Source organism: Bradyrhizobium sp. AZCC 1578 (genome assembly GCF_036924675.1).
In the GTDB taxonomy this organism is placed as follows: domain Bacteria; phylum Pseudomonadota; class Alphaproteobacteria; order Rhizobiales; family Xanthobacteraceae; genus Bradyrhizobium.
On sequence record NZ_JAZHRZ010000001.1, the window covers coordinates 3,028,054 to 3,047,928 of the forward strand.

The window sequence follows — 19,875 nt, forward strand, 5'->3', positions numbered from 1 at the left end:
GAAGCGCGGCGAGGTACTGAAATGCGGGCGTGAACGAGCAACCGTTCGACGCCGCAATTGCAACGAGGGCAGACCAGGAAGAGATTTGCGAAAGGTCTCTGGTCAGCCCTGCAAACGCATTTGCAGGGCGTTGACGGGGCCACGCTGGCGATAGTGCCGGAAAAATGTCGTCACCGCGCAGCCCTCCTTTCTCGATCAGATAGGCCGTCAAAGTAGCCGGGCAGGCAAAGGAAGGCAAGCAAAGGCATCGTCGAGCTCAAATCCGAAAAGCCCGAAAGGTTACGCGCTCAATGGCATCATTGGGTCGTGAGACATCGGTGACGCAGTTTGGCGAAATCAGGCGCTGGCGAGCTTGCGCGCAGCCTCGATGGCATTTGCGACGCTGCGGCCGACCAGCGCGGCGTAGTGCCCGATAGGTTGGGGCTTGCCGAGGAAATAGCCCTGCACCGCGTCGCAGCCCTCGTCGGCGAGGAAGCCGAGCTGTTCCTGGGTCTCCACGCCTTCGGCAACAATCGACATTTCGAGGCCGTGGCCGAGATCGATGACGGCGCGCACGATCGCCGCCGATTGCGGATTGCGCCCGAGATTCATGACGAAGGCGCGGTCGATCTTGATCTTGTCGAACGGGAAGGCCTGCAGATAGCTCAGCGAGGAATAGCCGGAACCGAAATCGTCCATCGAGATGCGCACGCCGAGCGCCTTCAGCCGCCGTAGCAGTGCCAGACCGCGGTCAAAATCCTCGATCAGCACGCCTTCGGTGATTTCGAGCTCGAGCCGGTCGGGCGCGAGGCCAGTCTCGAGCAGGATCGAATGCACCAGGCTGACCAAATCGCCGTGCATGAATTGCGCCGGCGACAGGTTGACGGCGATCTGCATCGGCACCGGCCAGGAGGCAGCCTCCCGGCAGGCTTCACGCAGGATCCAGACGCCCATTTCGACGATCAGGCCGCTTTCTTCGGCAAGTGGAATGAAATCGCCGGGCGACACGAAGCCGCGCACCGGATGTATCCAGCGCGCCAACGCCTCGAAGCCGATGACCTTGCTGTTAGCGATCGTCGGGCCCGCCGCGGCCTGCGGCTGGTAGTACAGCGACAATTCGCCGTTCCTGATCGCCATCGAAAGATCCTGGTGCAGCACGCGGCGATCGCGAATCTGCTGGTCCATCTCGGGCTCGAAAACATTGATCGAGCCGCGCGACTTCTGCTTGGCGCGGAACAACGCCGCGCCGGCATTGGCCAGCAACGAAGCGGCATCCGGACCGTTATGCGGAAAAACCGAGATGCCGGTCGTCATACCAGTCCGCACCGATTTGCCGTCGATCACGAACTCGTCTGACAGCGCCTGCGCGAGTTTTTCGGCAAGCGCCTTGCCCGCCTCCGGCTGCTTGCCGTCGATGATCAGGCCGAACTCGTCGCCGGAGAGGCGGGCCACCACGCCGCCGCGGGCACAAGCCTGGATGCGGCCGGCAACCTCGATCAACAGCTTGTCGCCGGTGGCGTGGCCGAATACGTCGTTGATTTCCTTCAGGCCGTCGAGGTCGACGCACAACACCGCGAATTCCTCGTCCGTGCCGGCACAGGCCTCGATCATCTGGGCCAGCGCCTGCAGGAAAGCGGCGCGGTTCGGCAGATCCGTCAGGCCGTCATGGTAGGCCATGTGCGCCATCCGCGACTCGGTCTGGCGGCGATCGGTGACGTCCTCATGGGTCTTGATCAGATATTGCGGCTCGCCGGCCTCGTCGAGCACCGTCATGCGGCGGGTCAGGAACAGCCGCAAGCCATCCTTGGTCGAGATCGGGTGCTCTTCGGTGAGCAGGCCACGCTTCTTGATCGCGGCCTCGTCGCGGGCGATGATCAATTTGGCTTCGCGCGGATTGAAGATGTCGGCGGCGGTCAGGCCGGTAGCATCCTCACGGCGGCGATTGAGAATGGTCTCGGCGCTGCGGTTGGCGAGCAAATACCGGCCGTCGCTGACACGCTCGACGATCAGCGACACCGGGATGTTGTCGACCACCAGTTCGAGGAATTTCTTGGTGTTTTCGAGTTCGCGCGACAGCGACCGGCGGTCGGTGACGTCGTCGAACAGCGTAATCAGGAATTCCGGCTTGTTGTTCTCGTTGCGCGCGACGACGCGGTTTGCGGAGACAACGCGCTTTTCGTCACCCCGTTCGACGACGTATTCGCTGCGGTGATAGCCTTCCGGCGCGGTCAGCGCCGCCTGGTCCGCCGCTTCGATGCTTTTCGCGGTTTCGGGCCGGGAGATCTCGTCGGCGCGCCTGCCGATGATGTGATCGCGGGAGAAACGCGAGAATCGCTCGAACGCTCGGTTGGCGAAGATATAGCGGCCGTCCTCGATGTTCTTGGCGGCGACGCAGACCGGAACGTTGTCGAGCACCGATTCCAGAAACTTGGTGGTCGATGCCAGCTTGCGCGACAATTGGCGCTGCTCGGTGCAATCCTCATGCGTTCCGATCGTCCCGCCATTGGGCAGGCGGAAGATCTTCGACAACACCGATCGACCGTTCGGCAGTTCGGTGACGACACCTTCCGGGCGGCGGGCAAGCTTGCCGAACTCTTCGGCGGTGTGATTGAGCAGTCCCCGCTCGCGCCGCAGTTCGAGCAGTTCGCGGCCGGTCATGCTGCTCGAAATCTCGGTGCGGCTCAGCCCGTACATTTCGAGGAAACGCTCGTTGCAGAAGACCACGCGGTTTTGCGCGTTGGTCATCATCACGCCCTGGTTGAGATTGTTGAGCGCCGAACTGATGAACGCGCTGCGCTGCAATTGCGCGCGCTTCGCCCCGCGCAGCGCCGACAAAATCCAGATGCCGATCGCGGCCAGGAAGGAGGTGACGACGATCCCGCCGAGCAGGAACTCCCAGGCCATAGTGGAATCGAATTCCCCGATATGGCTCGCCGGCGCAAAGCCGCTCGAGGATGCGGCCCCCCAAGCCAGCCCGCACGGCGCGGCAATGGCGAGCAGACAGACGAGGACCTGCGCCGGAATCCAATTCTTCCGTCCTGCCTGCCGGTTGCTGTCAGCCATTACCCACCCGAGGTTTGCGGGTGGAGTGTCTGGCTTGACGGGTTTGGATCGGGTAAACGACTACCCGCACAATTCTAAAATATGACCCAAATTACGGCAATTGGCCCGACATGATTAATGCTTCGTTAATGGGACTGCGTTTACTGCGTATTTCGAGGCAAACCAACGGGTTGTTCGACAGCTCCACCGAACCCAACGATGATTGCCGAGCGTGGCAAGCGCCGATTTCGGCGCCAGATTTCCGGGCCTGAAGCTGACATGGACAAGGTCGATTGCGTCGTCATCGGAGCGGGGGTGATCGGGCTCGCGATCGCACGGCGCCTGGCCCAGGCGGGCCGCGAAGTGATCGTGCTCGAGGCCGCCGAGGGTATCGGCACCGTCACCTCCTCGCGCAACAGCGAGGTGATTCATGCGGGCATCTATTACCGTGCCGGCAGCCTGATGGCGCAGATGTGCGTCAGCGGCAAGCGCGCGCTCTACCGGTATTGCAGCGACCACGGCATTCCGCATCGCAATTGCGGCAAGCTGATCGTGGCGACGACGCCGAAGGAAACCGAGAAGCTGCAATCGATCCGCGCGCATGCCGAGGCCAACGGCGTCGACGACATGCAGTTGCTGACGGGCGAAGCGGCGCGCGAACTGGAGCCGGCGTTGAATTGCGATGCGGCGCTGTTGTCGCCATCCACCGGCATCATCGACAGCCACGCCTACATGCTGGCGCTGCGGGGCGATGCGGAAGAAGCCGGCGCGGCTTTCGCATTCCACACCCCGCTGTTGCACGCGCGAACCAACGCCGGTCATATCGAAATCGAAGCCGGCGGCGATGCGCCGATGACCCTTGCGTGCAACCTGCTCGTCAATTCGGCCGGATTGGGCGCGCCCGCGGTGGCGCGCAGCATCGAGGGCATGCCGATCGAAATGATTCCCTGCGCTTATCTCGCCAAGGGCAATTATTTTAGCTGCAGTGCGAGGGCTCCATTTTCGCGCCTGATCTACCCGGTGCCGGAGCCCGGTGGGCTGGGCGTGCACCTCACGCTCGACATGGCCGGACAGGCCCGGTTCGGCCCCGACGTCGAATGGGTCGAGAGTATCGACTATGCGGTAGACCCTGCTCGCGCCGAACGATTCTATCCCGCGATCCGGCGCTATTGGCCGACGCTGCCGGACGGCGCGCTGATGCCGAGCTATTCCGGAATCCGGCCGAAAATCGTGCCGCCGGCCGTCGCCACGCAGGATTTTCTCATCCAGGGTCCTGCCGATCACGGCATCGCCGGACTGATCAACCTGTTCGGCATCGAATCGCCGGGACTGACTTCATCGCTCGCGATCGCCGATCACGTCGGCGCGCTGGCGGAGCTGTGACGGAGGCCGAAGCATCACCGACAGGCGGACGAGCGCATCGGCGCCCATCCGGCCGTGTGGGGATTTTCGATACTTTGCTGGACTACTTAGTGGAGGGTTTCGTCGGCGGTTTGCTTCAACCGCTCGATCTGATCCTTGACCATCAACTTGCGGCGCTTCAACTCGACAATTTGCAGGTCGTCTGTGGAAAGGTGCACGAGCGCTTCGTGCAATTCATTCTCGAGAATCTTGTGCTTACGTTCAAGCTCAACAAGATGCGCCTGTAGTGCCATACGAAATCTCCTCGGTGGGTGAAACCTCAGATTCGATCCGGACGTGCGAGTGTACACCAGCCGCCGAATCTGTCGATGGGTATCCAGAATCGGGGCCTCTCATATTTTCGGATTTATCTGTAACCAATCGTGACTATGGAACCCGATCAGCTTGCGGAGCGGCCTCGCAGGGACGATATTCACCGCCAGCTTCCGAAGAATCCGTTCGCAACCTGATCGCGCTTTCAGCTAACGTACGCCATGACCGACGATGATGAGCGCGAGCTTGAAACCGAGCTCGCCAGGCTGCAGCAGGAGCATCGCGATCTCGATGCGGCGATCGATGCGCTGCATCAGTCGCCGGCGCCGGACTTGTTGCGGCTGCAGCGGCTGAAGAAGCGCAAGCTGCAGTTGCGCGACCGCATCGCCTTCATCGAAGACCAGATCACGCCCGACATCATTGCCTGATCGTTGCGCTTGCCGCGCCGCGCTGGTTCGGCGCGCAAAACCGTGCGCCTTTCGGCAGATCCTTTTCCCCGACATCCACACCGCGGCGGCTTGTGGGCTTGGCGGACGGCCAAAAAACAGGCCTCCGGCTGGCGGATGCGGCTTGACTCGACTAGAACAAAAAGAGAACATATCTTCGTGCCAGCCTCGGGAGTCCAGCCATGTCCACACACCGCCCCTGTCCGACAACAACCGTTACGAGCAGGCCTGCGATCAGGCGATCGCGATGTGGGACGGCAATCTGCGCTCGACCATCAAGGCGCTGATCATGGCGAACGAGTATCTGGAAATCGAACTGGAGGAGCTGCAGGCCGCGATAGCAGCCGGCTGTGTGCCGGCGAAAGCATTTTCGAGCGAAGTGGATACCGGTTCGCGTGAAGAAAACGCGTCAAAACAAAGACCACGTGCGAGTAGCAACGCGGCCTGATCCGGAGCGATCACACTGGAGCGATACAATGGCCGATGTCACCTATTACGTCGCAATGCCATTCCTGCAGGACGATAGCGGCTCGCCGGTGGCGGGCGCCGCGGAAGAGTGTCAGAGCCCGACCACCGCGTTGCGGCGCGCCGAGACGATGTCGCGGATGGCCGGCAGCATCGGCGCCGTTGCCTTCAGCCGCAGTGGCGATCCCATGATGGGTGAATTCGGCGATGCGAAACTGCTGCGCAAGTTCGGCAACGTGCCGGACGATCTCAGCGGGCTTTAGCCAGATCGTTGATCGGAATTTGTAGGGTGGGCAAAGCGCAAGCGTGCCCACCAACTTTTCTTCCATGCTCGTCTGATGGTGGGCACGGCGCGAAGCGCGCCTTTGACTCAGTAGGATTGGCCCACACTACGCCTTCGCCTCATGCCGCCGCAGCGCCTTGCGCACATACATGGCGCTGTCGGCCGCTTCCAGCGCACGACCGGCTTCGGAGTGGGTATCGAGCACTGAGACGCCCGCGGAGGCGCCCGCGGTAATGGTGCGGCCATCGAACACGAAGCTGAGGCGATCGATCGCCTCCTCCAGCGCGGCCGCCTTGGCCCTGGCGTCGGTCTCGCTGAGATTCCACAACAGCAGCGCAAACTCGTCGCCGCCGAGCCGGCCCACCATGTCGGAAGAGCGCACCTGCGCCAGCAGCGCCGCGGCAACGGCCTTGAGCACCTGGTCGCCCGCGGCATGTCCGAAGGCGTCGTTGATCGGCTTCAGCCGATCAACATCGAGCACGACCAGGGCACCGGAGGCGCGATAGCGCTTCATATAGGCGATCGCGCGATTGAGCTCGCGCTCGAAACCGCGCCGGTTCGGGATGCCCAACAGGAAGTCGGTATCGGCGGAGGCCTGAAGTTCCTCGATCTGCGCCTGCGTCCGGGCCAGTTCGGCCTTGAGACGGCGAATCGTTGCCTTGGTGCCGTTGGATACCGCTGGCGGCCGGGACGCCTGGCCGGACGCCCGTCTTGGAGCGGTTTCTCGCCCGGAAGCCGCGCTTTTGGGGCGTTTTCCGGCCCTGGAGGCGGTCGCCCTGGTTTTCTTCTTCATGGCCTTCCCTGTGCAGGCACGCTTATGAAGGCTTGCCGGGATTCACCAAGACAGGATAGTCCATTCCTGATCCCTTGCCACGCCTTGGATGAGCCCCGGGCCGACCCTATAATCGGCCTATGTTTCTGGATTCCCGAACAGAATTGACGAGATGACCGCACCGATCGCCATCATTATGGGCAGCCAGTCCGACTGGGAGACCATGCGCCACGCCGCCGAGACGTTGGCGGCGCTCGGGATCGATTGCGAAAAGCGCATCGTCTCGGCCCACCGGACCCCGGACCGGCTGTTCGCCTTCGCCAAGGGCGCCAAGGCTCTGGGTTTCAAGGTCATCATTGCCGGCGCCGGTGGCGCGGCGCACCTGCCCGGCATGGCGGCGGCGCTGACGGAACTCCCCGTGTTCGGCGTTCCCGTCGAATCCAAGGCGCTGTTGGGGATCGATTCGCTGTACTCGATCGTGCAGATGCCGGCCGGCGTTCCCGTCGGCACGCTGGCGATCGGCAAGGCCGGCGCCATCAACGCCGCGCTGCTCGCGGCAAGCGTGCTCGCGCTGAATGACCCGGCGCTGGCGACGCGATTGGTCGCCTGGCGCAAGCAGCAGACGGATGCGGTCAAGGAGCGCCCGGAGGGTTCGGCGTGACGGTTTCAGACAAGGTGAAGCTGAAGCCGGGCGACACCATCGGAATTCTCGGCGGCGGACAATTGGGCCGGATGCTGGCCATGGCGGCGGCGCGCCTCGGCCTTAAATGCCAGGTGTTTTCGCCGGACCCGGACTCGCCCGCGTTCGACGTGGTGCTGAACGCAACCTGCGCCGAATATGCCGACGTCGAGGCGCTCGAATTGTTCGCCAATGATGTCGACGTCATCACCTATGAATTCGAGAACGTGCCGGCCGCCACCGCCATGGTGCTGGCTGCGCGCCGTCCGGTGTTGCCGGCGCAGAAAATCCTCGAAACCACGCAGGACCGGCTGATCGAGAAGGATTTCATCAAGCGGCTCGGCATCGATACCGCCGACTATGCCGACGTGTCGTCGGCGGAAACCCTGCAGAGCGCCATTGCCCGCATCGGCCTTCCCGCCGTGATCAAGACCCGCCGCTTCGGCTATGACGGCAAGGGCCAGGCGATCATTCGTGAGGGTGACGACCCCGACCGCGTTTGGGAAGAACTCGGCACCAAATCCGCGATCCTCGAAGCCTTCATTCCCTTCGAGCGCGAGATCTCCGTGATCGCCGCGCGATCGGCGGATGGCCATGTTGAATGCTACGACGTCACCGAAAACGAGCATCGCGATCACATCCTGAAATTCTCGCGCGTGCCGGCCGCGATATCGGATGAGTTGGCCGCACAGGCGCGAGCCGTTGCCGAGAAGATCGCTCATGCGCTCGACTATGTCGGCGTGCTCGCGGTCGAGCTGTTCGTCGTTGCCGGAAACGGCGGACCGCACGTGTTGGTCAACGAGATCGCGCCGCGGGTGCATAATTCCGGGCACTGGACGCTGGACGGCGCCTCGATCTCCCAGTTCGAGCAGCACATTCGGGCGATTGCCGGCTGGCCGCTCGGCAAGCCGGTTCGTCACGGCCAGGTCACCATGACCAACCTGATCGGCGACGATATCCTCGACTGTGAGCAATGGCTGACGGTTCCCGGCGCCACGGTTCATCTTTACGGCAAGGGCACACCGCGGCCGGGCCGCAAGATGGGCCATGTCACTGAGGTGGCTCCGGCAAGCAAGAAGTAGTTCGCCCGTCGGGCGCGTTTGCAGATCAGGCGGTCTTCAAGCCTTCCACGACGCCGGCCGGCTCCTCGCTGAGCCAGCGATAGATCGCGCCGCCGAGCGCACCGCCGATCAAGGGCGCAACCCAGAACAGCCAAAGCTGCGCCAGTGCCCAGCCGCCGACGAACAGCGCGGGCCCGGTGCTGCGCGCGGGATTTACCGACGTGTTGGTGACGGGGATACTCACGAGATGGATCATCACCAGCGCCAATCCGATGGCGAGCGGCGCAAAGCCCGCAGGCGCCTTGCCGTGGGTGGCGCCCATGATGATGAACAGGAACGTCATGGTCATCACCACTTCGGTGATGAAGCAGGCCACCATGCTGTACTGACCGGGCGAATGCGCGTCATAGCCATTGGAGGCAAAGCCCTTGGCCAGATCGAAGCCGGGCGCGCCGCTTGCGATCACATAGAGCAATGCCGCAGCAGCAACAGCACCGATCACCTGCGCGATCACGTAAGGAACGATCTGCTGCGCCGGAAACCGTCCGCCGGCCGCGAGGCCGATCGTGACGGCGGGATTGAGATGACAGCCGGAGATGTGGCCGATCGCATAGGCCATGGTCACGACGCTCAGGCCGAATGCCAGGGACACACCGACCAGGCCTATACCGACCTCCGGAAAACCGGCGGCGATGACCGCGCTGCCGCATCCCGCAAAAGTGAGCCAAAACGTGCCGATCGCTTCGGCGGTATATTTTTTGGTATTCATACTCGCCTCCCGCATGTTTTTGCGCTGCTGGATGTTAGGGAGGGGCCCGTGAAGGGCTCGTTATTTGAGGAAACGGGCCCGTATCAGCCGATTTTCGCAGCTTTCCGGGGCCGGAAACCGCCTTCTCAGGTGGACATCTGCGGTTTTGTCTGCTACATGCCCGCGCTCAGGGTTGAGGACCAGGCCTTTCGCCGGCCCTTCGCTTTACCAGAATTCCTATCCGATCAATTGAAAGAGGATGCCGCGTGCAGGTTCTCGTCCGCGATAACAATGTCGATCAAGCCCTCAAGGCGCTGAAGAAGAAGATGCAGCGCGAGGGTATCTTCCGCGAGATGAAGCTCCGCGGCCACTACGAAAAGCCGTCCGAGAAGAAGGCCCGTGAAAAGGCCGAAGCCGTGCGCCGCGCGCGCAAGCTGGCCCGCAAGAAGCTGCAGCGCGAAGGCTTGCTGCCGATGAAGCCCAAGCCGGTGTTCGGCGCCGGTCCCGGTGGCGACCGTGGTGGCGCCGGCGGCCGTGGCCCGGGCGCAGGTCCGCGCGGACCGCGCTAAGCAGTTCGCTAGGTTTGAATGAAAAACGCGGGCCCTTGGGTCCGCGTTTTGTTTTTCGCGCTTCTGTTCCACAGAATTCGGGCGCGCCCGAAAATCAGCGCTCTCGCGCGCGGCCTGCTCGATCACTCACATCGCCGTCGACGCCGTTGCGGCCATTTTGACCGATGCATTTTGCGAGCCTTCGGGTTACCTATGCCATGTTCGACGCGCGAGAATTCCGCCGCATGGCCGTTACCGATTGCAATACACTTCCCTGCGCTTCGCGCTTCACGGCCGCATCCATCGTGCTGCTCGCGATCGTTCTCGGCCTGCCCCTCGGCGGCTGTTCGTTCGACCTGGGATCGTGGGGATCGGACAAGGAAAAGCCACAGGCCGTCGAGCAGAAGCCGACCGGCACGATCAGCGGACAAAGCGTCAGCGATGCCCAGGGCCACGCAACGCGCGGCCAGACGCTCGCCAAATCCGGCAAGGCCGAGGAAGCGCTCGCGGAATTCGAGCGCGCGCTCGCACTCGATCCCTACAACGTGCAGGCGCTGTACGGCCGCGGCCTGATCTATCAAGCCGACAAGCAGCATGAGCAGGCGATCGCCGATTTCACAGCGGCCAATGGCCTGACGCCGCAACGGGTCGAGCCGCTGCTGGCGCGGGCGAGCAGCTACCTTGCCATCGACAAGGCAAAGGAAGCCGCTTCCGATCTGGACGAAGCGGTGCAGGCCGATCCCAACAGCGCGCCAGCTTGGTCGGCACGTGGCGTCACCTATGAGCGCCTGGGCGAAAAGGCCAAGGCGTTCACATCCTACGGCCGTGCGCTCGCGCTCCGCCCCAAGGACGAAGCCGCACGAAACGGGCTCGCCCGTACGGGCGGTTAGCGGCTTTCTGTCGAAGACCGCAGACTATTTCTCGGGAGCACCGCGTGGAAGATCGACTTCGCAGTCGACAGCGCGTCCTCGGCAGCCGCCGTGGCGCGTTCGCGGACGGAAGGCTCCGCAACTTCGGCACGCAGATCGAGCGGGCGCGAGACCGGAATTTCGGCGGGCGGGACTGGGCGGTTCGGGTCCGTGGCCTCAGCATAAGGCGGCCGTGCCTGCGGCGAAACCTGACCATTGGGTTCGCCAGCGGGTGAGCCCGAGACCATGACCGGCGGCGGCAGCGGACGAAGCGCGGGCGCATTCACGGCAGCAGGCGCACTTGCGACCCTGGGTGCTTCGGAAGCACGGGGTGCTTCGGGAGCACGGGCCGTCTCGGGGGCGCGCGGAGACGTTTCGCCATTGGCGCGCAGGCGTTCGATCGCGGCGCGCGCCAGATCGTTGGCGTCGCGCCGTTCATCCGGAGTAACCGCAGTCTCGACCGGGGCGGCCGGCGCAGCCGCCACAACCGGAGTGGCCTGGGACGCCGCCGGCTGCACGGGCGACGGCAGCACGACCCTGATCTTTTCCTTTTCGCGCGGCGCCGCTGCATGACGGCGCTGATCGGCCGGATTGCTGGTGGCGTCGGCCGGGTTCTCGGCCGATTTCACGTCGGACTTAGGATCGGAAGGCTTGGAATCGGAGGATTTAGCATCGGCTTTGGCGTCAGCCTTCGCTTCGGACTTTTCTTCGGCTTTCGCTTGGGCCTTTTCAGCCACCGCCGGTCGTTCGGCAGCGGTCTTCTCCATGATGGCCTTCTCGGAGATACCCCTCGCCTTGACGCCTGCGGCCGGAAGATTGCTGACGCTGGCCGTGGTCTCAGACGTCTTCGCATCGGACGTCTTGGCACCGGATTTGGCTTCAGCCTTGCCGGGATTGGCGGCCGACGCCGCCGCCGCGGGAGCGTCCGCGCTGGGCTTGGCCACGATGTAGTGGTTGACGATGTACGCCCCGATGACCGTCGCGGCCACCGAGGGGAAGATGTCCACCGCAAATTTCTTCACGTAATTCAGCATTCCGGCCACTCCCCGCGGCCCTTTAATTGCTGGAACTTTGAGGCACATTGAGGGATCAACTGCGACGGATCGGTGGCAATTCAGCAGTTCTCGTGCAGGTCGGACGACACCGGCTTGGGTCGGCTAAAGTTACCTAGCTGGTCCGGGTCACAGGGCGAGGCCCGGAAACAGCCTAGAACCCGCGGCTAGGTGGTCAGGGCTTCAGCTCGACCTCCAGGAACACAATCTCGCTTGCGGTCTCGTTCAGCACGTCGTGCTGGACCCCAGCTTTCCGGAAATAGGATTTGCCGGAGGCGAGCTGCGCCTTGGTGCGTTCGCCGTTGGGCGCCACGATCGTCATCTCGCCCGACGTCACCGGCACTATCACGTAATCCATTTCATGGGTGTGGTGGCCGGTGGCACTGCCCGGAGCCAGCCGCCATTCGGTGACGCGGACTTCTGATGTGTCGACCTGAACGTCGGATTTGGCGGCAAGCATTTCATTCTTCTCCGATTACGGCACGAACACCATAAACACGAACACGGCAAACACTACCATGTGCACCAGCCCGAACAGGATGTTGGTACGGCCGGTGCCGAAGGTGAGCATGCTCAGGAAGAACGTGAGCAGCAGCAACACCATGCCCTGACCATTGAGCCCGAGCACGAGTTCCTTGTCGAGCGCGTAGGTGGCCACGCCGACCGCGGGAATAGTCAGCCCGATGGTTGCCAGCGACGATCCGAGCGCGAGATTGATACTCTTCTGCAGATCATTGTTGCGCGCCGCTGCAATAGCGGTGACCCCCTCCGGAAGCAGGATGAGGACCGCGACCAGAACGCCCGCGAACGCCGGCGGGGCACCGATCATCGCGGTTACGACGTCGACCACGAGCGAAAATTTCTTCGCCAGAAGCACCACGGCAAGCAGGGAGATAAGCAGCAGCGCGACGCTGAGCGCCAGCATCCGGTTCGACAGGGATGATGCTTCGGTGGCAGCACCGTCGCCTCCCTTGATGAAATAATCACTATGCCGGATAGTCTGGGTATAAAGGAACACGCCGTAGAGCATGAGCGTGACCAGGTCCACAAAGCCAAGCTGCGCCGACGAATAGATCGGCCCGGGCGCCGTCAGCGTATAATTGGGCATGATCAGCGTAATGGTCGCCAGCACGAACAGCACGCTGAGATAAAGGTTGGCGCCCGAGACCTGAAAATCCTGCTCGCGGTAGCGCAAGCCGCCAATGAAGATGCAGAGGCCGACCAAGCCGTTGCACACGATCATCACCACCGCAAACACGGTGTCGCGCGCCAGCGCCGGCTGCGGCTTTTCGCCGAGCATGATGGTGGCGATCAGCGCGACCTCGATGATGGTGACGGCGAGCGTCAACAGCAGCGTGCCATAGGGTTCGCCGATCCGCTCGGCAATCACCTCGGCATGGTGCACGGCTGCGAATACGGTGCCGAACAGGATCGCCAGCAGCGTGGCCGCGAACAAAGACCCGCCAACTGACGGCGTAAAGTTGAGCCCGAGACCCGTGGCCGCGGCAAACAGCACCATCGCCAGCGCGGGGAATATCCAGGCCGATCGCGGCATCGGTTTATGTGCGCTCATGCGGTCAAGTTCCCCGGTTCGTGGACGGAAGATACGCCCGTCCATGCTGCGACCATCCCTGCGCAAGGTTGATAAAATTCCGCGCGATTTCAATCGCGCCGAAATTGTCCAGATCGTTGTGACCTCCCCGGGCAAGGCGGACAAACCGTTTCGGCTCGTTCGCCAGCGCGAACAGCCGTTCGCCAAAGGTAACGGGTATCGTGGGATCGAGCGCGCCATGCATCATGAGCAGCGGAACCCTGATCCGGGCGATGTGCCGGTCGGAGTGAAATCGATCGCGCATAAATAGCCGCACCGGCGCGAACCAGAACGCGGACGCGGCGACGTCCACAATGGAAGTATAGGACGATTCCAGGATCAGCTTTCCGACGGGCTGCTCGCCCGCCAGCGCAACTGCGACGCCGGTGCCAAGCGAGAATCCCCACGCAACGATTCTGTCCGCGCTGTATCGCGCTGCCGTGAAAGCATAGGCCGCCGCGGCATCCTGCAGCAATCCCTGCTCGCTCGGCTGCCCGCTCGAGCCGGCATAGCCGCGATAGGAGAGCGCGACGATTCCTATCCCGTCGGCGACCAGGCCGCGAAAACGGCCGAAGAAGCCGGCGAGATAATCGCCATTGCCGTGGAAGTAGAGGACGACCGGACGCCCCGGCTTGGCCGGAACATGCCAGACGATGACCTTCTCACCGTCGGTCGTGGTCAGGACATGTTCTTCTGCTTCGGGAAAGCCCGCCGCTTGCGGCGGCGTGCGCACGCTTGTCGGAGCAGGAAACAGCACGGCGCGCTGCGCGAAGAACAGCGCGAGCAGACCACAGATATAACCCGCCGAAGCGATGATGAGCAGCCATTTCAAGGTGGTCATGACTCTGCGATGCTTACAGGCAACATTGCCTATCGGCCAGTGTGATCTCCCAGGCTATTACAACACGCTCGCTAGCACGACTTCACGGATCACCCGGATCGGCGGCATCCACTGATTCCCGTCATTGTAGTTACCAGCCGTAATAGCTACCGAAATGTCGAGTTCAGGAAACACGAATAGTCTCTGACCTCCGTAACCGAATGCCCCAATCCAGTGAGCGATCGGGCGGTTCGGCGGTTTACCGTACTGGAGATCGCCAATGTACCAGAAATAGCCATAGCGACGCGCTTCATCGACAGCGACATAACTCTTGAATGATTGCTCGAGCCAACCCGCCGCCACGACCTGACGGCCTTCCCATTCTCCGCGATTGAGAATGAACTGGCCGACGCGCGCGAGATCGCGCGGCGTCATGCGCAGGCCCGAAGAGGGCGCGGGCTCGCCGTTGAAACCTTTGGTCCATTCGATCCGTCCAACGCCGATCGGGTCGAACAACGCGGTCCGGACAAAATCGGGCAGCGATTCCAGCGAGTGCCGGGCTTGGCCATGAACGGTCGACTGAAGATATAGCGATAACAATCTGGCGAGGCTTCCATCAATACCTCGCTGTTGTTCGGGTCTTCGTAGGGAATGTCCTCGTTCCAATCCAATCCGAGCGTCATCGTCAGGGCATGCGCCACTGTCATGCGCCCATGCCGCGGGTCGGTAGCGAGATCCGCGCATTCGGGGAACGACGCCAATATCGGCTGATCGAGAGTCGGGACCTTTCCGGCCGCTAGTGCTACGCCGTAGAGCAGGCCGAGAACGCTCTTGGTGACGGAGCGCAGGTCGTGCAGCGTGTCCGGCCCGAACGCGACGCGGCCGATGGAGCGACCCCAGTTTTCGTCTTCGCCGTCGAAATAGCGCTCGAACACCAGCTTGCCGCGACGCGCGACAACAACACTATGCAAGCCCCAAATGCGCCGGTCGGCAATCAGTCCATCGAGGCGCGATTCGATATCGGGAGCAAAGCCTGTTTCAGTTCGCGGTACTTTGCGCCACTCGAATGCCACTGCCGAGAGTGGACAGATGACGGCACTGCCGACCGTCGCCGCGGCGCCAATGATCATCTGACGACGCGCGAACATGGTGCCCCGATCGGTTACATCCCCTTGACGATGTTCTCGGTGACCTTCTTGGCGTCACCGAGCAGCATCATGGTGTTGTCGCGATAGAACAGCGGATTGTCGATGCCGGCATAGCCCGATGCCAGCGAGCGCTTGATGAACATCACGGTGCCGGCCTTCCAGACCTGCAGCACCGGCATGCCGTAGATCGGCGAGGTCTTGTCCTCTTCCGCGGCCGGATTGGTGACGTCGTTGGCGCCGATCACGAAGGCGATGTCGGCCTGGGCGAATTCGGAGTTGATGTCCTCGAGTTCGAACACCTCGTCATAGGGCACGTTGGCTTCGGCGAGCAGCACGTTCATGTGGCCGGGCATGCGGCCTGCGACCGGGTGAATCGCGTACTTCACCTCGACACCTTCCTTCTTCAGCATGTCGGCCATTTCGCGCAGCGCGTGCTGGGCCTGCGCCACCGCCATGCCGTAGCCGGGCACGATGATGACCTTGGAGGCGTTCTTCATGATGAAAGCGGCGTCGTCAGCCGAGCCGAGCTTGGCGGGCTTCTGTTCGCCGGAGCCGCCGCCCGCGGCCGCCGTTTCGCCGCCGAAGCCGCCAAGGATGACCGAGATGAACGAGCGATTCATCGCGTGGCACATGATGTAGGATAGGATCGCGCCCGAGGAGCCGACCAGCGCGCCGGTGATGATCAACGCGGAATTGCCGAGCGTGAAACCGATGCCGGCCGCGGCCCACCCCGAATAGGAGTTCAGCATCGAGATTACGACCGGCATGTCGGCGCCGCCGATCGGGATGATCATGAGCACGCCGAGCACCAGCGCGATGATGGTGATCAGCCAGAAGTCGAGCGCGCTGCCTGAGCGGACCAGGCCAAAAATGAAGAACACCAGTGCAAGCGCGAGCGCGATGTTGATGATGTGGCGGCCGGGCAGGATAATCGGCGCCCCGCTCATGCGCGCGGAAAGCTTCAGGAACGCGATCACCGAGCCGGTGAAGGTCAGCGCGCCGATGGCGACGCCGAGCGACATTTCAACCAGGCTGGATGCGTGAATCGCGCCGGGCTTGCCGATATCGAAGGCTTCCGGTGCGTAAAAGGCGCCGGCGGCGACCAGCACCGCGGCCATGCCGACCAGCGAGTGGAAGGCCGCGACCAGTTCCGGCATCGACGTCATCGGCACCCGCCGCGCGATGACAGCGCCGATGCCGCCGCCAATGGCGATGCCGAGCACGACCAGCAGCCAGGCCACGCCGTCCGCCGGCGGATGGCTCGCGAGCGTCGTGCCGATCGCGATCGCCATGCCGATCATGCCGAACAGATTGCCCTGGCGTGACGTTGCGGGGCTGGACAGTCCGCGCAGCGACAGGATGAAGAGCACGCCCGCCACGAGATACAGCAATGCAGCCAGATTGGCGTTCATCTCAGGTCCCCATTGTCTTTGTCACCCGCGAGGTGCACGCCGTCATTTCACTTGGCCTTCTTCTTGTACATCGCCAGCATGCGCTGGGTGACAAGGAAGCCGCCGAAGATATTCACACAGGCAAAGATCAGCGCGACGAAGCCGAAGCCGCGCGCCCAGCCCGAGCCGCTCGAGATCATCGGCACGCCGACCGCGAGCAGCGCACCGACCACGATCACCGAGGAGATCGCATTCGTCACCGACATCAAAGGCGTATGCAGCGCCGGCGTCACCGACCAGACCACGAAGTAGCCGACGAAGACCGCGAGGACGAAAATCGACAGCCGAAATACGAAGGGGTCGACGACTTGGGCGACATGCTCCATGGCTTCTCTCCTTAGGCTTTCGGCTGGAAGTTCGGATGGATGACGGCGCCATCCTTGGTCAGCGCGGTGGCTTTCACCAGTTCGTCTTCCCAATTGACCGCGAGCGCCTTGTTCGCCTTGTCGACCAGCGTCTCGATGAACGAGAACAGGTTGCGGGCGTAAAGGCTCGAGGCCGATTGCGCCACGCGGCCGGCGACATTGGTGTAGCCGACGATCTTGATGCCATCGAGATCGACGACTTCGCCGGCCTTCGCGCCCTCGACGTTGCCACCGCGCTCGACGGCGAGATCGACCAGCACCGAACCCGGCTTCATCGATTTGACCATCTCGGCGCTGACGAGCCTTGGCGCGGGGCGGCCCGGGATCAGCGCGGTCGTGATCACGATGTCCTGCTTCTTGACGTGCTCGGCGGTGAGCGCGGCCTGCTTTGCCTGATACTCTTTCGACATTTCCTTGGCGTAGCCGCCGGCGGTCTGGGCGTTTTTGAACTCTTCGTCCTCGACCGCGAGGAATTTGGCGCCAAGCGATTCGACCTGCTCTTTGGTGGCCGGACGCACGTCGGTTGCGGTAACGACGGCACCGAGCCGGCGCGCGGTCGCGATTGCCTGCAGGCCGGCAACGCCGACGCCCATCACGAACACCTTCGCCGCCGGCACGGTGCCGGCCGCCGTCATCATCATCGGGAACGCGCGGCCAAAGGACTCGGCCGCCTCGATCACCGCGCGATAGCCGGCGAGATTTGCCTGCGAGGACAGTACGTCCATAACTTGTGCGCGGGTAATGCGCGGCATCAGTTCCATCGCAAACGCCGAGACGCCGGCATCTGCGATCGTCTTCAGCGCCGCCTCATTGCCGTAAGGGTCCATGATGGCGATGACCAGCGCGCCGCGCTTGTACTTGGCGAGTTCTGAGGCCTCCGGCCGTTTCACCTTGATGATGATGTCGGCGTCCTTCAACGCGTCCGCGCTGACTGTGGCGCCGACGGCGGTGAATTCGGAATCCGGCAGGCCCGACTTGATGCCCGCACCCGGTTCGATCGCAACTTCAGCGCCCAGCGCCTTGAATTTCTTGATTGTGTCCGGGGAAGCGGCAACCCGCGGTTCGGACGGATCGATTTCCTTGGCAACGGCAATTTTCATGAGGCCTCCCCGGCGCGGCGGGCGCGCGCAAGCAAACTAGCGTCTTTTTCGCTTAGTTGGATACCGGTTTCGCAACCGGCATGCGTGCGAATTTTCTTGCCACCGCCGGGGCCCGGCGGTGCAGGCAGCGACGCGTCAGGTCAGGAAATAGCCCATCAGGGCGACAATGATTACGACGGCGGCGGTGCCGTATTTGACCAACATGATGAACCCTTCATAGGTCTGCTCATGGGCCGCGTAGTCGTTGCCGTCAGCGGTCGTGTAGGCCACTTCGTTATGGTCTGCCATCGGTATCCCCAGTCAAAATCCGCGTTTCTCGCGTGCAATTACCGCAAAGCGTTTGGGAGGGCAACGGCCCCCTGCCTATCGGGTCATTCGGAAGGCCAATTATCCCGGATCCAGCGGGCCAGGCTTTCTTCGCTGACCTCGCCCGCGGCGAGGGAGAGGATGATGGCGGTGGCGTGCGCCGGATCGGGCGCAAAGGGTATGTCGTTGACGCGCAAGAAGACCATCATGGCGTGGAACGCGATCCGCTTGTTGCCGTCCACGAACGCGTGATTACGGGCAAGACCGAACGCATAGGCTGCGGCGAGCGCTGCCATATCGGTCTGCCCGTAATTCCATTGGTTCACTGGCCGCAAAATCGCCGACTCAAGAAGGCCACGGTCTCGAATGCCTTCCGGTCCACCGAATATCGCCAGTTGCTCGGCATGCATGTCGATGACTTCATCGACGTCGAGCCAAATTGGCTCACTCATTTTGCAAGCGCTGCAAACGTATCGCGATATTCGTGCATGACCTTGCGGGCGATTTCCATGGTCCGCGCGTGCTTCGGATTGAAAGGTGAGAGCCGCAGACTGCCATCCGGTTGCTCGACCGGATAGAACTTGTCTCCCTCCTTGAGATTGAGCCGGGCAAGAAGCTCTTTTGGCAGGATCACGCCGACCGAGTTACCGATCTTCCGGATTTGAAGGGCGGTGTCCTCCAGCCTGTATTCGCGAGAGGCTTCTTCCATTCCGCGAGGGGTTTTGCTCATGACACCAGCTCCGTGTTGTACAATATGTATAACACGGCTCTACGGTCCGTTCAACGAATGTTTTACTCTGGGTTCTCCACTCGGTCGCTCGGCCGGAAAGCGAGCCGCCCCTAAGCCACCACGAAATCGAAACGCCCGGCGAGCCAGCCGGCGTTCTTGGCCGTGCGTACCAGCAACTCCTTGCGAAACAGGCCGTCAGTGCGGTTCAGCGCTTCGCCCGGGAAATAGAGCTGAGTGGTCAGCATGCGGCCGCCGCGCGGCTGCACCTTCACGTGGATATGGCGTGTGCGGCCGACATAGGCGCCGGGCACGATGCTGCGCAACCTGTAGCGCCCTTCCGCATCGGAGAACTGGTGACCGCGCAAGCGAAAACCGGAATTGTCATATCGGCCCTTGTCGTCGGCCTGCCAGAAATCCAGCAAGGCTCCGGCGACCGGCTTGCAGGCGCGGGTAAGAACGAAGCCGACCAGCTCGATCGGCTGTCCCGCCATGCCTTCTTCAATCAGCTCGACGCGCTCGGGCGAAGAGGGCTTGAAGAACGGCCCTTCGGTCTGCGCCACTGTTGCGGCGTCGCCGTCGTGGCATGCGGGGGTGAGGGCTAGCGGGGCCTCAGCAATGCTGGCGTCAATCGTGAGCAGCGAACCGGCGGCGAAGACGCCCGCTCCAAGCACCGCGCGCCGTGTTGGGGTGTCGATCATGGGGCACTC

General features: G+C 62.8%; 25 protein-coding genes. 8 read left to right on the plus strand and 17 right to left on the minus strand.

The window, feature by feature from the left end; all coding sequences use genetic code 11:
• Nucleotides 1–336: 336 nt before the first annotated feature.
• Entirely contained in the window at nucleotides 337–3,042 is a 2,706-nt protein-coding gene (locus V1290_RS14445; protein WP_334365036.1) for a sensor domain-containing protein, read from the minus strand.
• A gap of 258 nt (nucleotides 3,043–3,300) precedes the next feature.
• Here V1290_RS14445 and V1290_RS14450 point away from each other — a divergent pair, with 258 nt between their 5' ends.
• Nucleotides 3,301–4,404: an NAD(P)/FAD-dependent oxidoreductase gene (locus V1290_RS14450; protein ID WP_334365037.1), complete on the plus strand. Its 1,104-nt coding sequence runs from the start codon at nucleotides 3,301–3,303 to the stop codon at nucleotides 4,402–4,404.
• An 86-nt stretch (nucleotides 4,405–4,490) separates the two neighbouring features.
• On the opposite strand, the gene V1290_RS14455 is transcribed toward V1290_RS14450, so the two are convergent.
• Nucleotides 4,491–4,676 carry a YdcH family protein gene (locus tag V1290_RS14455; protein WP_057858669.1) on the minus strand — a complete coding sequence of 62 codons (186 nt, stop codon included), beginning with the start codon at nucleotides 4,674–4,676 and terminating at the stop codon, nucleotides 4,491–4,493.
• A 240-nt stretch (nucleotides 4,677–4,916) separates the two neighbouring features.
• Here V1290_RS14455 and V1290_RS14460 point away from each other — a divergent pair, with 240 nt between their 5' ends.
• The 3 genes from V1290_RS14460 (at nucleotide 4,917) to V1290_RS14470 (ending at nucleotide 5,869) form a co-directional block, all read left to right on the plus strand.
• Complete coding sequence (locus tag V1290_RS14460) at nucleotides 4,917–5,123, plus strand: YdcH family protein (RefSeq protein ID WP_028350152.1); 207 nt, start codon at nucleotides 4,917–4,919, stop codon at nucleotides 5,121–5,123.
• 217 nt (nucleotides 5,124–5,340) lie between these two features.
• Nucleotides 5,341–5,589, plus strand: a complete 249-nt coding sequence (locus V1290_RS14465; RefSeq protein ID WP_334369029.1) for a hypothetical protein — start codon at nucleotides 5,341–5,343, stop codon at nucleotides 5,587–5,589.
• A 28-nt stretch (nucleotides 5,590–5,617) separates the two neighbouring features.
• Nucleotides 5,618–5,869: a hypothetical protein gene (locus V1290_RS14470; protein WP_028350150.1), complete on the plus strand. Its 252-nt coding sequence runs from the start codon at nucleotides 5,618–5,620 to the stop codon at nucleotides 5,867–5,869.
• A 126-nt stretch (nucleotides 5,870–5,995) separates the two neighbouring features.
• Here the strand turns inward: V1290_RS14470 and V1290_RS14475 are convergent, their stop codons facing one another.
• Nucleotides 5,996–6,682 carry a GGDEF domain-containing protein gene (locus tag V1290_RS14475; RefSeq protein WP_334365039.1) on the minus strand — a complete coding sequence of 229 codons (687 nt, stop codon included), beginning with the start codon at nucleotides 6,680–6,682 and terminating at the stop codon, nucleotides 5,996–5,998.
• A 151-nt stretch (nucleotides 6,683–6,833) separates the two neighbouring features.
• Between V1290_RS14475 and purE the strand changes: the two genes are divergently transcribed.
• Together purE and V1290_RS14485 are read left to right on the plus strand one after the other, a co-directional pair.
• A complete protein-coding gene (purE, locus tag V1290_RS14480) occupies nucleotides 6,834–7,322 on the plus strand; it encodes a 5-(carboxyamino)imidazole ribonucleotide mutase (protein ID WP_334365040.1) in 489 nt (162 codons plus the stop codon).
• Nucleotides 7,319–8,422 carry a 5-(carboxyamino)imidazole ribonucleotide synthase gene (locus V1290_RS14485; RefSeq protein ID WP_334365042.1) on the plus strand — a complete coding sequence of 368 codons (1,104 nt, stop codon included), beginning with the start codon at nucleotides 7,319–7,321 and terminating at the stop codon, nucleotides 8,420–8,422. Before purE ends, V1290_RS14485 begins: the two co-directional genes overlap by 4 nt.
• A gap of 25 nt (nucleotides 8,423–8,447) precedes the next feature.
• Here the strand turns inward: V1290_RS14485 and aqpZ are convergent, their stop codons facing one another.
• On the minus strand, nucleotides 8,448–9,170 hold the full coding sequence (gene aqpZ, locus V1290_RS14490) for an aquaporin Z (protein WP_334365043.1): 723 nt from the start codon (nucleotides 9,168–9,170) through the stop codon (nucleotides 8,448–8,450).
• A 245-nt stretch (nucleotides 9,171–9,415) separates the two neighbouring features.
• Here aqpZ and rpsU point away from each other — a divergent pair, with 245 nt between their 5' ends.
• Together rpsU and V1290_RS14500 are read left to right on the plus strand one after the other, a co-directional pair.
• Nucleotides 9,416–9,718, plus strand: a complete 303-nt coding sequence (gene rpsU, locus V1290_RS14495) for a 30S ribosomal protein S21 (protein WP_028350145.1) — start codon at nucleotides 9,416–9,418, stop codon at nucleotides 9,716–9,718.
• A 197-nt stretch (nucleotides 9,719–9,915) separates the two neighbouring features.
• Complete coding sequence (locus V1290_RS14500; RefSeq protein ID WP_334365045.1) at nucleotides 9,916–10,587, plus strand: tetratricopeptide repeat protein; 672 nt, start codon at nucleotides 9,916–9,918, stop codon at nucleotides 10,585–10,587.
• Here the strand turns inward: V1290_RS14500 and V1290_RS14505 are convergent.
• The 13 genes from V1290_RS14505 to V1290_RS14565 all read right to left on the minus strand — a co-directional run bounded on the left by V1290_RS14505 (nucleotide 10,584) and on the right by V1290_RS14565 (nucleotide 19,866).
• Nucleotides 10,584–11,639: a hypothetical protein gene (locus tag V1290_RS14505; RefSeq protein WP_334365046.1), complete on the minus strand. Its 1,056-nt coding sequence runs from the start codon at nucleotides 11,637–11,639 to the stop codon at nucleotides 10,584–10,586. The two genes, V1290_RS14500 and V1290_RS14505, sit on opposite strands and share 4 nt — an antisense overlap.
• Nucleotides 11,640–11,832: 193 nt before the next feature.
• A complete protein-coding gene (locus tag V1290_RS14510) occupies nucleotides 11,833–12,117 on the minus strand; it encodes a cupin domain-containing protein (RefSeq protein ID WP_057847321.1) in 285 nt (94 codons plus the stop codon).
• A gap of 15 nt (nucleotides 12,118–12,132) precedes the next feature.
• A complete protein-coding gene (locus tag V1290_RS14515; protein ID WP_334365047.1) occupies nucleotides 12,133–13,230 on the minus strand; it encodes a calcium:proton antiporter in 1,098 nt (365 codons plus the stop codon).
• A gap of 4 nt (nucleotides 13,231–13,234) precedes the next feature.
• Nucleotides 13,235–14,089, minus strand: coding sequence for an alpha/beta hydrolase (locus V1290_RS14520; protein WP_334365048.1), 855 nt, complete (start codon nucleotides 14,087–14,089; stop codon nucleotides 13,235–13,237).
• 57 nt (nucleotides 14,090–14,146) lie between these two features.
• Nucleotides 14,147–14,584, minus strand: coding sequence for a serine hydrolase (locus tag V1290_RS14525; protein ID WP_334365049.1), 438 nt, complete (start codon nucleotides 14,582–14,584; stop codon nucleotides 14,147–14,149).
• Nucleotides 14,500–15,216, minus strand: coding sequence for a serine hydrolase domain-containing protein (locus V1290_RS14530; RefSeq protein ID WP_334365050.1), 717 nt, complete (start codon nucleotides 15,214–15,216; stop codon nucleotides 14,500–14,502). The genes V1290_RS14525 and V1290_RS14530 overlap by 85 nt, the downstream gene beginning before the upstream one ends.
• A 14-nt stretch (nucleotides 15,217–15,230) precedes the next feature.
• On the minus strand, nucleotides 15,231–16,628 hold the full coding sequence (locus V1290_RS14535) for an NAD(P)(+) transhydrogenase (Re/Si-specific) subunit beta (RefSeq protein ID WP_334365051.1): 1,398 nt from the start codon (nucleotides 16,626–16,628) through the stop codon (nucleotides 15,231–15,233).
• Nucleotides 16,629–16,675: 47 nt separating this feature from the next.
• Nucleotides 16,676–16,993, minus strand: coding sequence for a proton-translocating transhydrogenase family protein (locus V1290_RS14540; RefSeq protein ID WP_161850089.1), 318 nt, complete (start codon nucleotides 16,991–16,993; stop codon nucleotides 16,676–16,678).
• An 11-nt stretch (nucleotides 16,994–17,004) separates the two neighbouring features.
• Nucleotides 17,005–18,132 (minus strand): Re/Si-specific NAD(P)(+) transhydrogenase subunit alpha, encoded by a 1,128-nt coding sequence (locus V1290_RS14545; protein WP_057847316.1) that lies wholly within the window; start codon nucleotides 18,130–18,132, stop codon nucleotides 17,005–17,007.
• Between the two features lie 135 nt (nucleotides 18,133–18,267).
• Nucleotides 18,268–18,420 (minus strand): aa3-type cytochrome c oxidase subunit IV, encoded by a 153-nt coding sequence (locus V1290_RS14550; protein WP_171709814.1) that lies wholly within the window; start codon nucleotides 18,418–18,420, stop codon nucleotides 18,268–18,270.
• 83 nt (nucleotides 18,421–18,503) lie between these two features.
• Entirely contained in the window at nucleotides 18,504–18,890 is a 387-nt protein-coding gene (locus V1290_RS14555; RefSeq protein ID WP_334365052.1) for a type II toxin-antitoxin system death-on-curing family toxin, read from the minus strand.
• Nucleotides 18,887–19,147, minus strand: a complete 261-nt coding sequence (locus V1290_RS14560) for an AbrB/MazE/SpoVT family DNA-binding domain-containing protein (RefSeq protein WP_334369030.1) — start codon at nucleotides 19,145–19,147, stop codon at nucleotides 18,887–18,889. The genes V1290_RS14555 and V1290_RS14560 overlap by 4 nt, the downstream gene beginning before the upstream one ends.
• A 131-nt stretch (nucleotides 19,148–19,278) precedes the next feature.
• Nucleotides 19,279–19,866, minus strand: coding sequence for a dioxygenase family protein (locus V1290_RS14565; RefSeq protein ID WP_334365053.1), 588 nt, complete (start codon nucleotides 19,864–19,866; stop codon nucleotides 19,279–19,281).
• Between the last annotated feature and the right edge of the window lie 9 nt (nucleotides 19,867–19,875).

Coding starts and splice junctions, on each gene's coding strand:
- V1290_RS14535 (WP_334365051.1), bottom strand. CDS start 16,628: ATGAACGCCAATCTGGCTGCATTGCTGTATCTCGTGGCGGGCGTGCTC.
- aqpZ (WP_334365043.1), bottom strand. CDS start 9,170: ATGAATACCAAAAAATATACCGCCGAAGCGATCGGCACGTTTTGGCTC.
- V1290_RS14560 (WP_334369030.1), bottom strand. CDS start 19,147: ATGGAAGAAGCCTCTCGCGAATACAGGCTGGAGGACACCGCCCTTCAA.
- V1290_RS14500 (WP_334365045.1), top strand. CDS start 9,916: ATGTTCGACGCGCGAGAATTCCGCCGCATGGCCGTTACCGATTGCAAT.
- V1290_RS14540 (WP_161850089.1), bottom strand. CDS start 16,993: ATGGAGCATGTCGCCCAAGTCGTCGACCCCTTCGTATTTCGGCTGTCG.
- V1290_RS14450 (WP_334365037.1), top strand. CDS start 3,301: ATGGACAAGGTCGATTGCGTCGTCATCGGAGCGGGGGTGATCGGGCTC.
- V1290_RS14460 (WP_028350152.1), top strand. CDS start 4,917: ATGACCGACGATGATGAGCGCGAGCTTGAAACCGAGCTCGCCAGGCTG.
- V1290_RS14505 (WP_334365046.1), bottom strand. CDS start 11,639: ATGCTGAATTACGTGAAGAAATTTGCGGTGGACATCTTCCCCTCGGTG.
- V1290_RS14455 (WP_057858669.1), bottom strand. CDS start 4,676: ATGGCACTACAGGCGCATCTTGTTGAGCTTGAACGTAAGCACAAGATT.
- V1290_RS14565 (WP_334365053.1), bottom strand. CDS start 19,866: ATGATCGACACCCCAACACGGCGCGCGGTGCTTGGAGCGGGCGTCTTC.
- V1290_RS14530 (WP_334365050.1), bottom strand. CDS start 15,216: ATGTTCGCGCGTCGTCAGATGATCATTGGCGCCGCGGCGACGGTCGGC.
- V1290_RS14520 (WP_334365048.1), bottom strand. CDS start 14,089: ATGACCACCTTGAAATGGCTGCTCATCATCGCTTCGGCGGGTTATATC.
- V1290_RS14510 (WP_057847321.1), bottom strand. CDS start 12,117: ATGCTTGCCGCCAAATCCGACGTTCAGGTCGACACATCAGAAGTCCGC.
- purE (WP_334365040.1), top strand. CDS start 6,834: ATGACCGCACCGATCGCCATCATTATGGGCAGCCAGTCCGACTGGGAG.
- V1290_RS14515 (WP_334365047.1), bottom strand. CDS start 13,230: ATGAGCGCACATAAACCGATGCCGCGATCGGCCTGGATATTCCCCGCG.
- V1290_RS14545 (WP_057847316.1), bottom strand. CDS start 18,132: ATGAAAATTGCCGTTGCCAAGGAAATCGATCCGTCCGAACCGCGGGTT.
- V1290_RS14470 (WP_028350150.1), top strand. CDS start 5,618: ATGGCCGATGTCACCTATTACGTCGCAATGCCATTCCTGCAGGACGAT.
- V1290_RS14550 (WP_171709814.1), bottom strand. CDS start 18,420: ATGGCAGACCATAACGAAGTGGCCTACACGACCGCTGACGGCAACGAC.
- V1290_RS14445 (WP_334365036.1), bottom strand. CDS start 3,042: ATGGCTGACAGCAACCGGCAGGCAGGACGGAAGAATTGGATTCCGGCG.
- V1290_RS14555 (WP_334365052.1), bottom strand. CDS start 18,890: ATGAGTGAGCCAATTTGGCTCGACGTCGATGAAGTCATCGACATGCAT.
- V1290_RS14475 (WP_334365039.1), bottom strand. CDS start 6,682: ATGAAGAAGAAAACCAGGGCGACCGCCTCCAGGGCCGGAAAACGCCCC.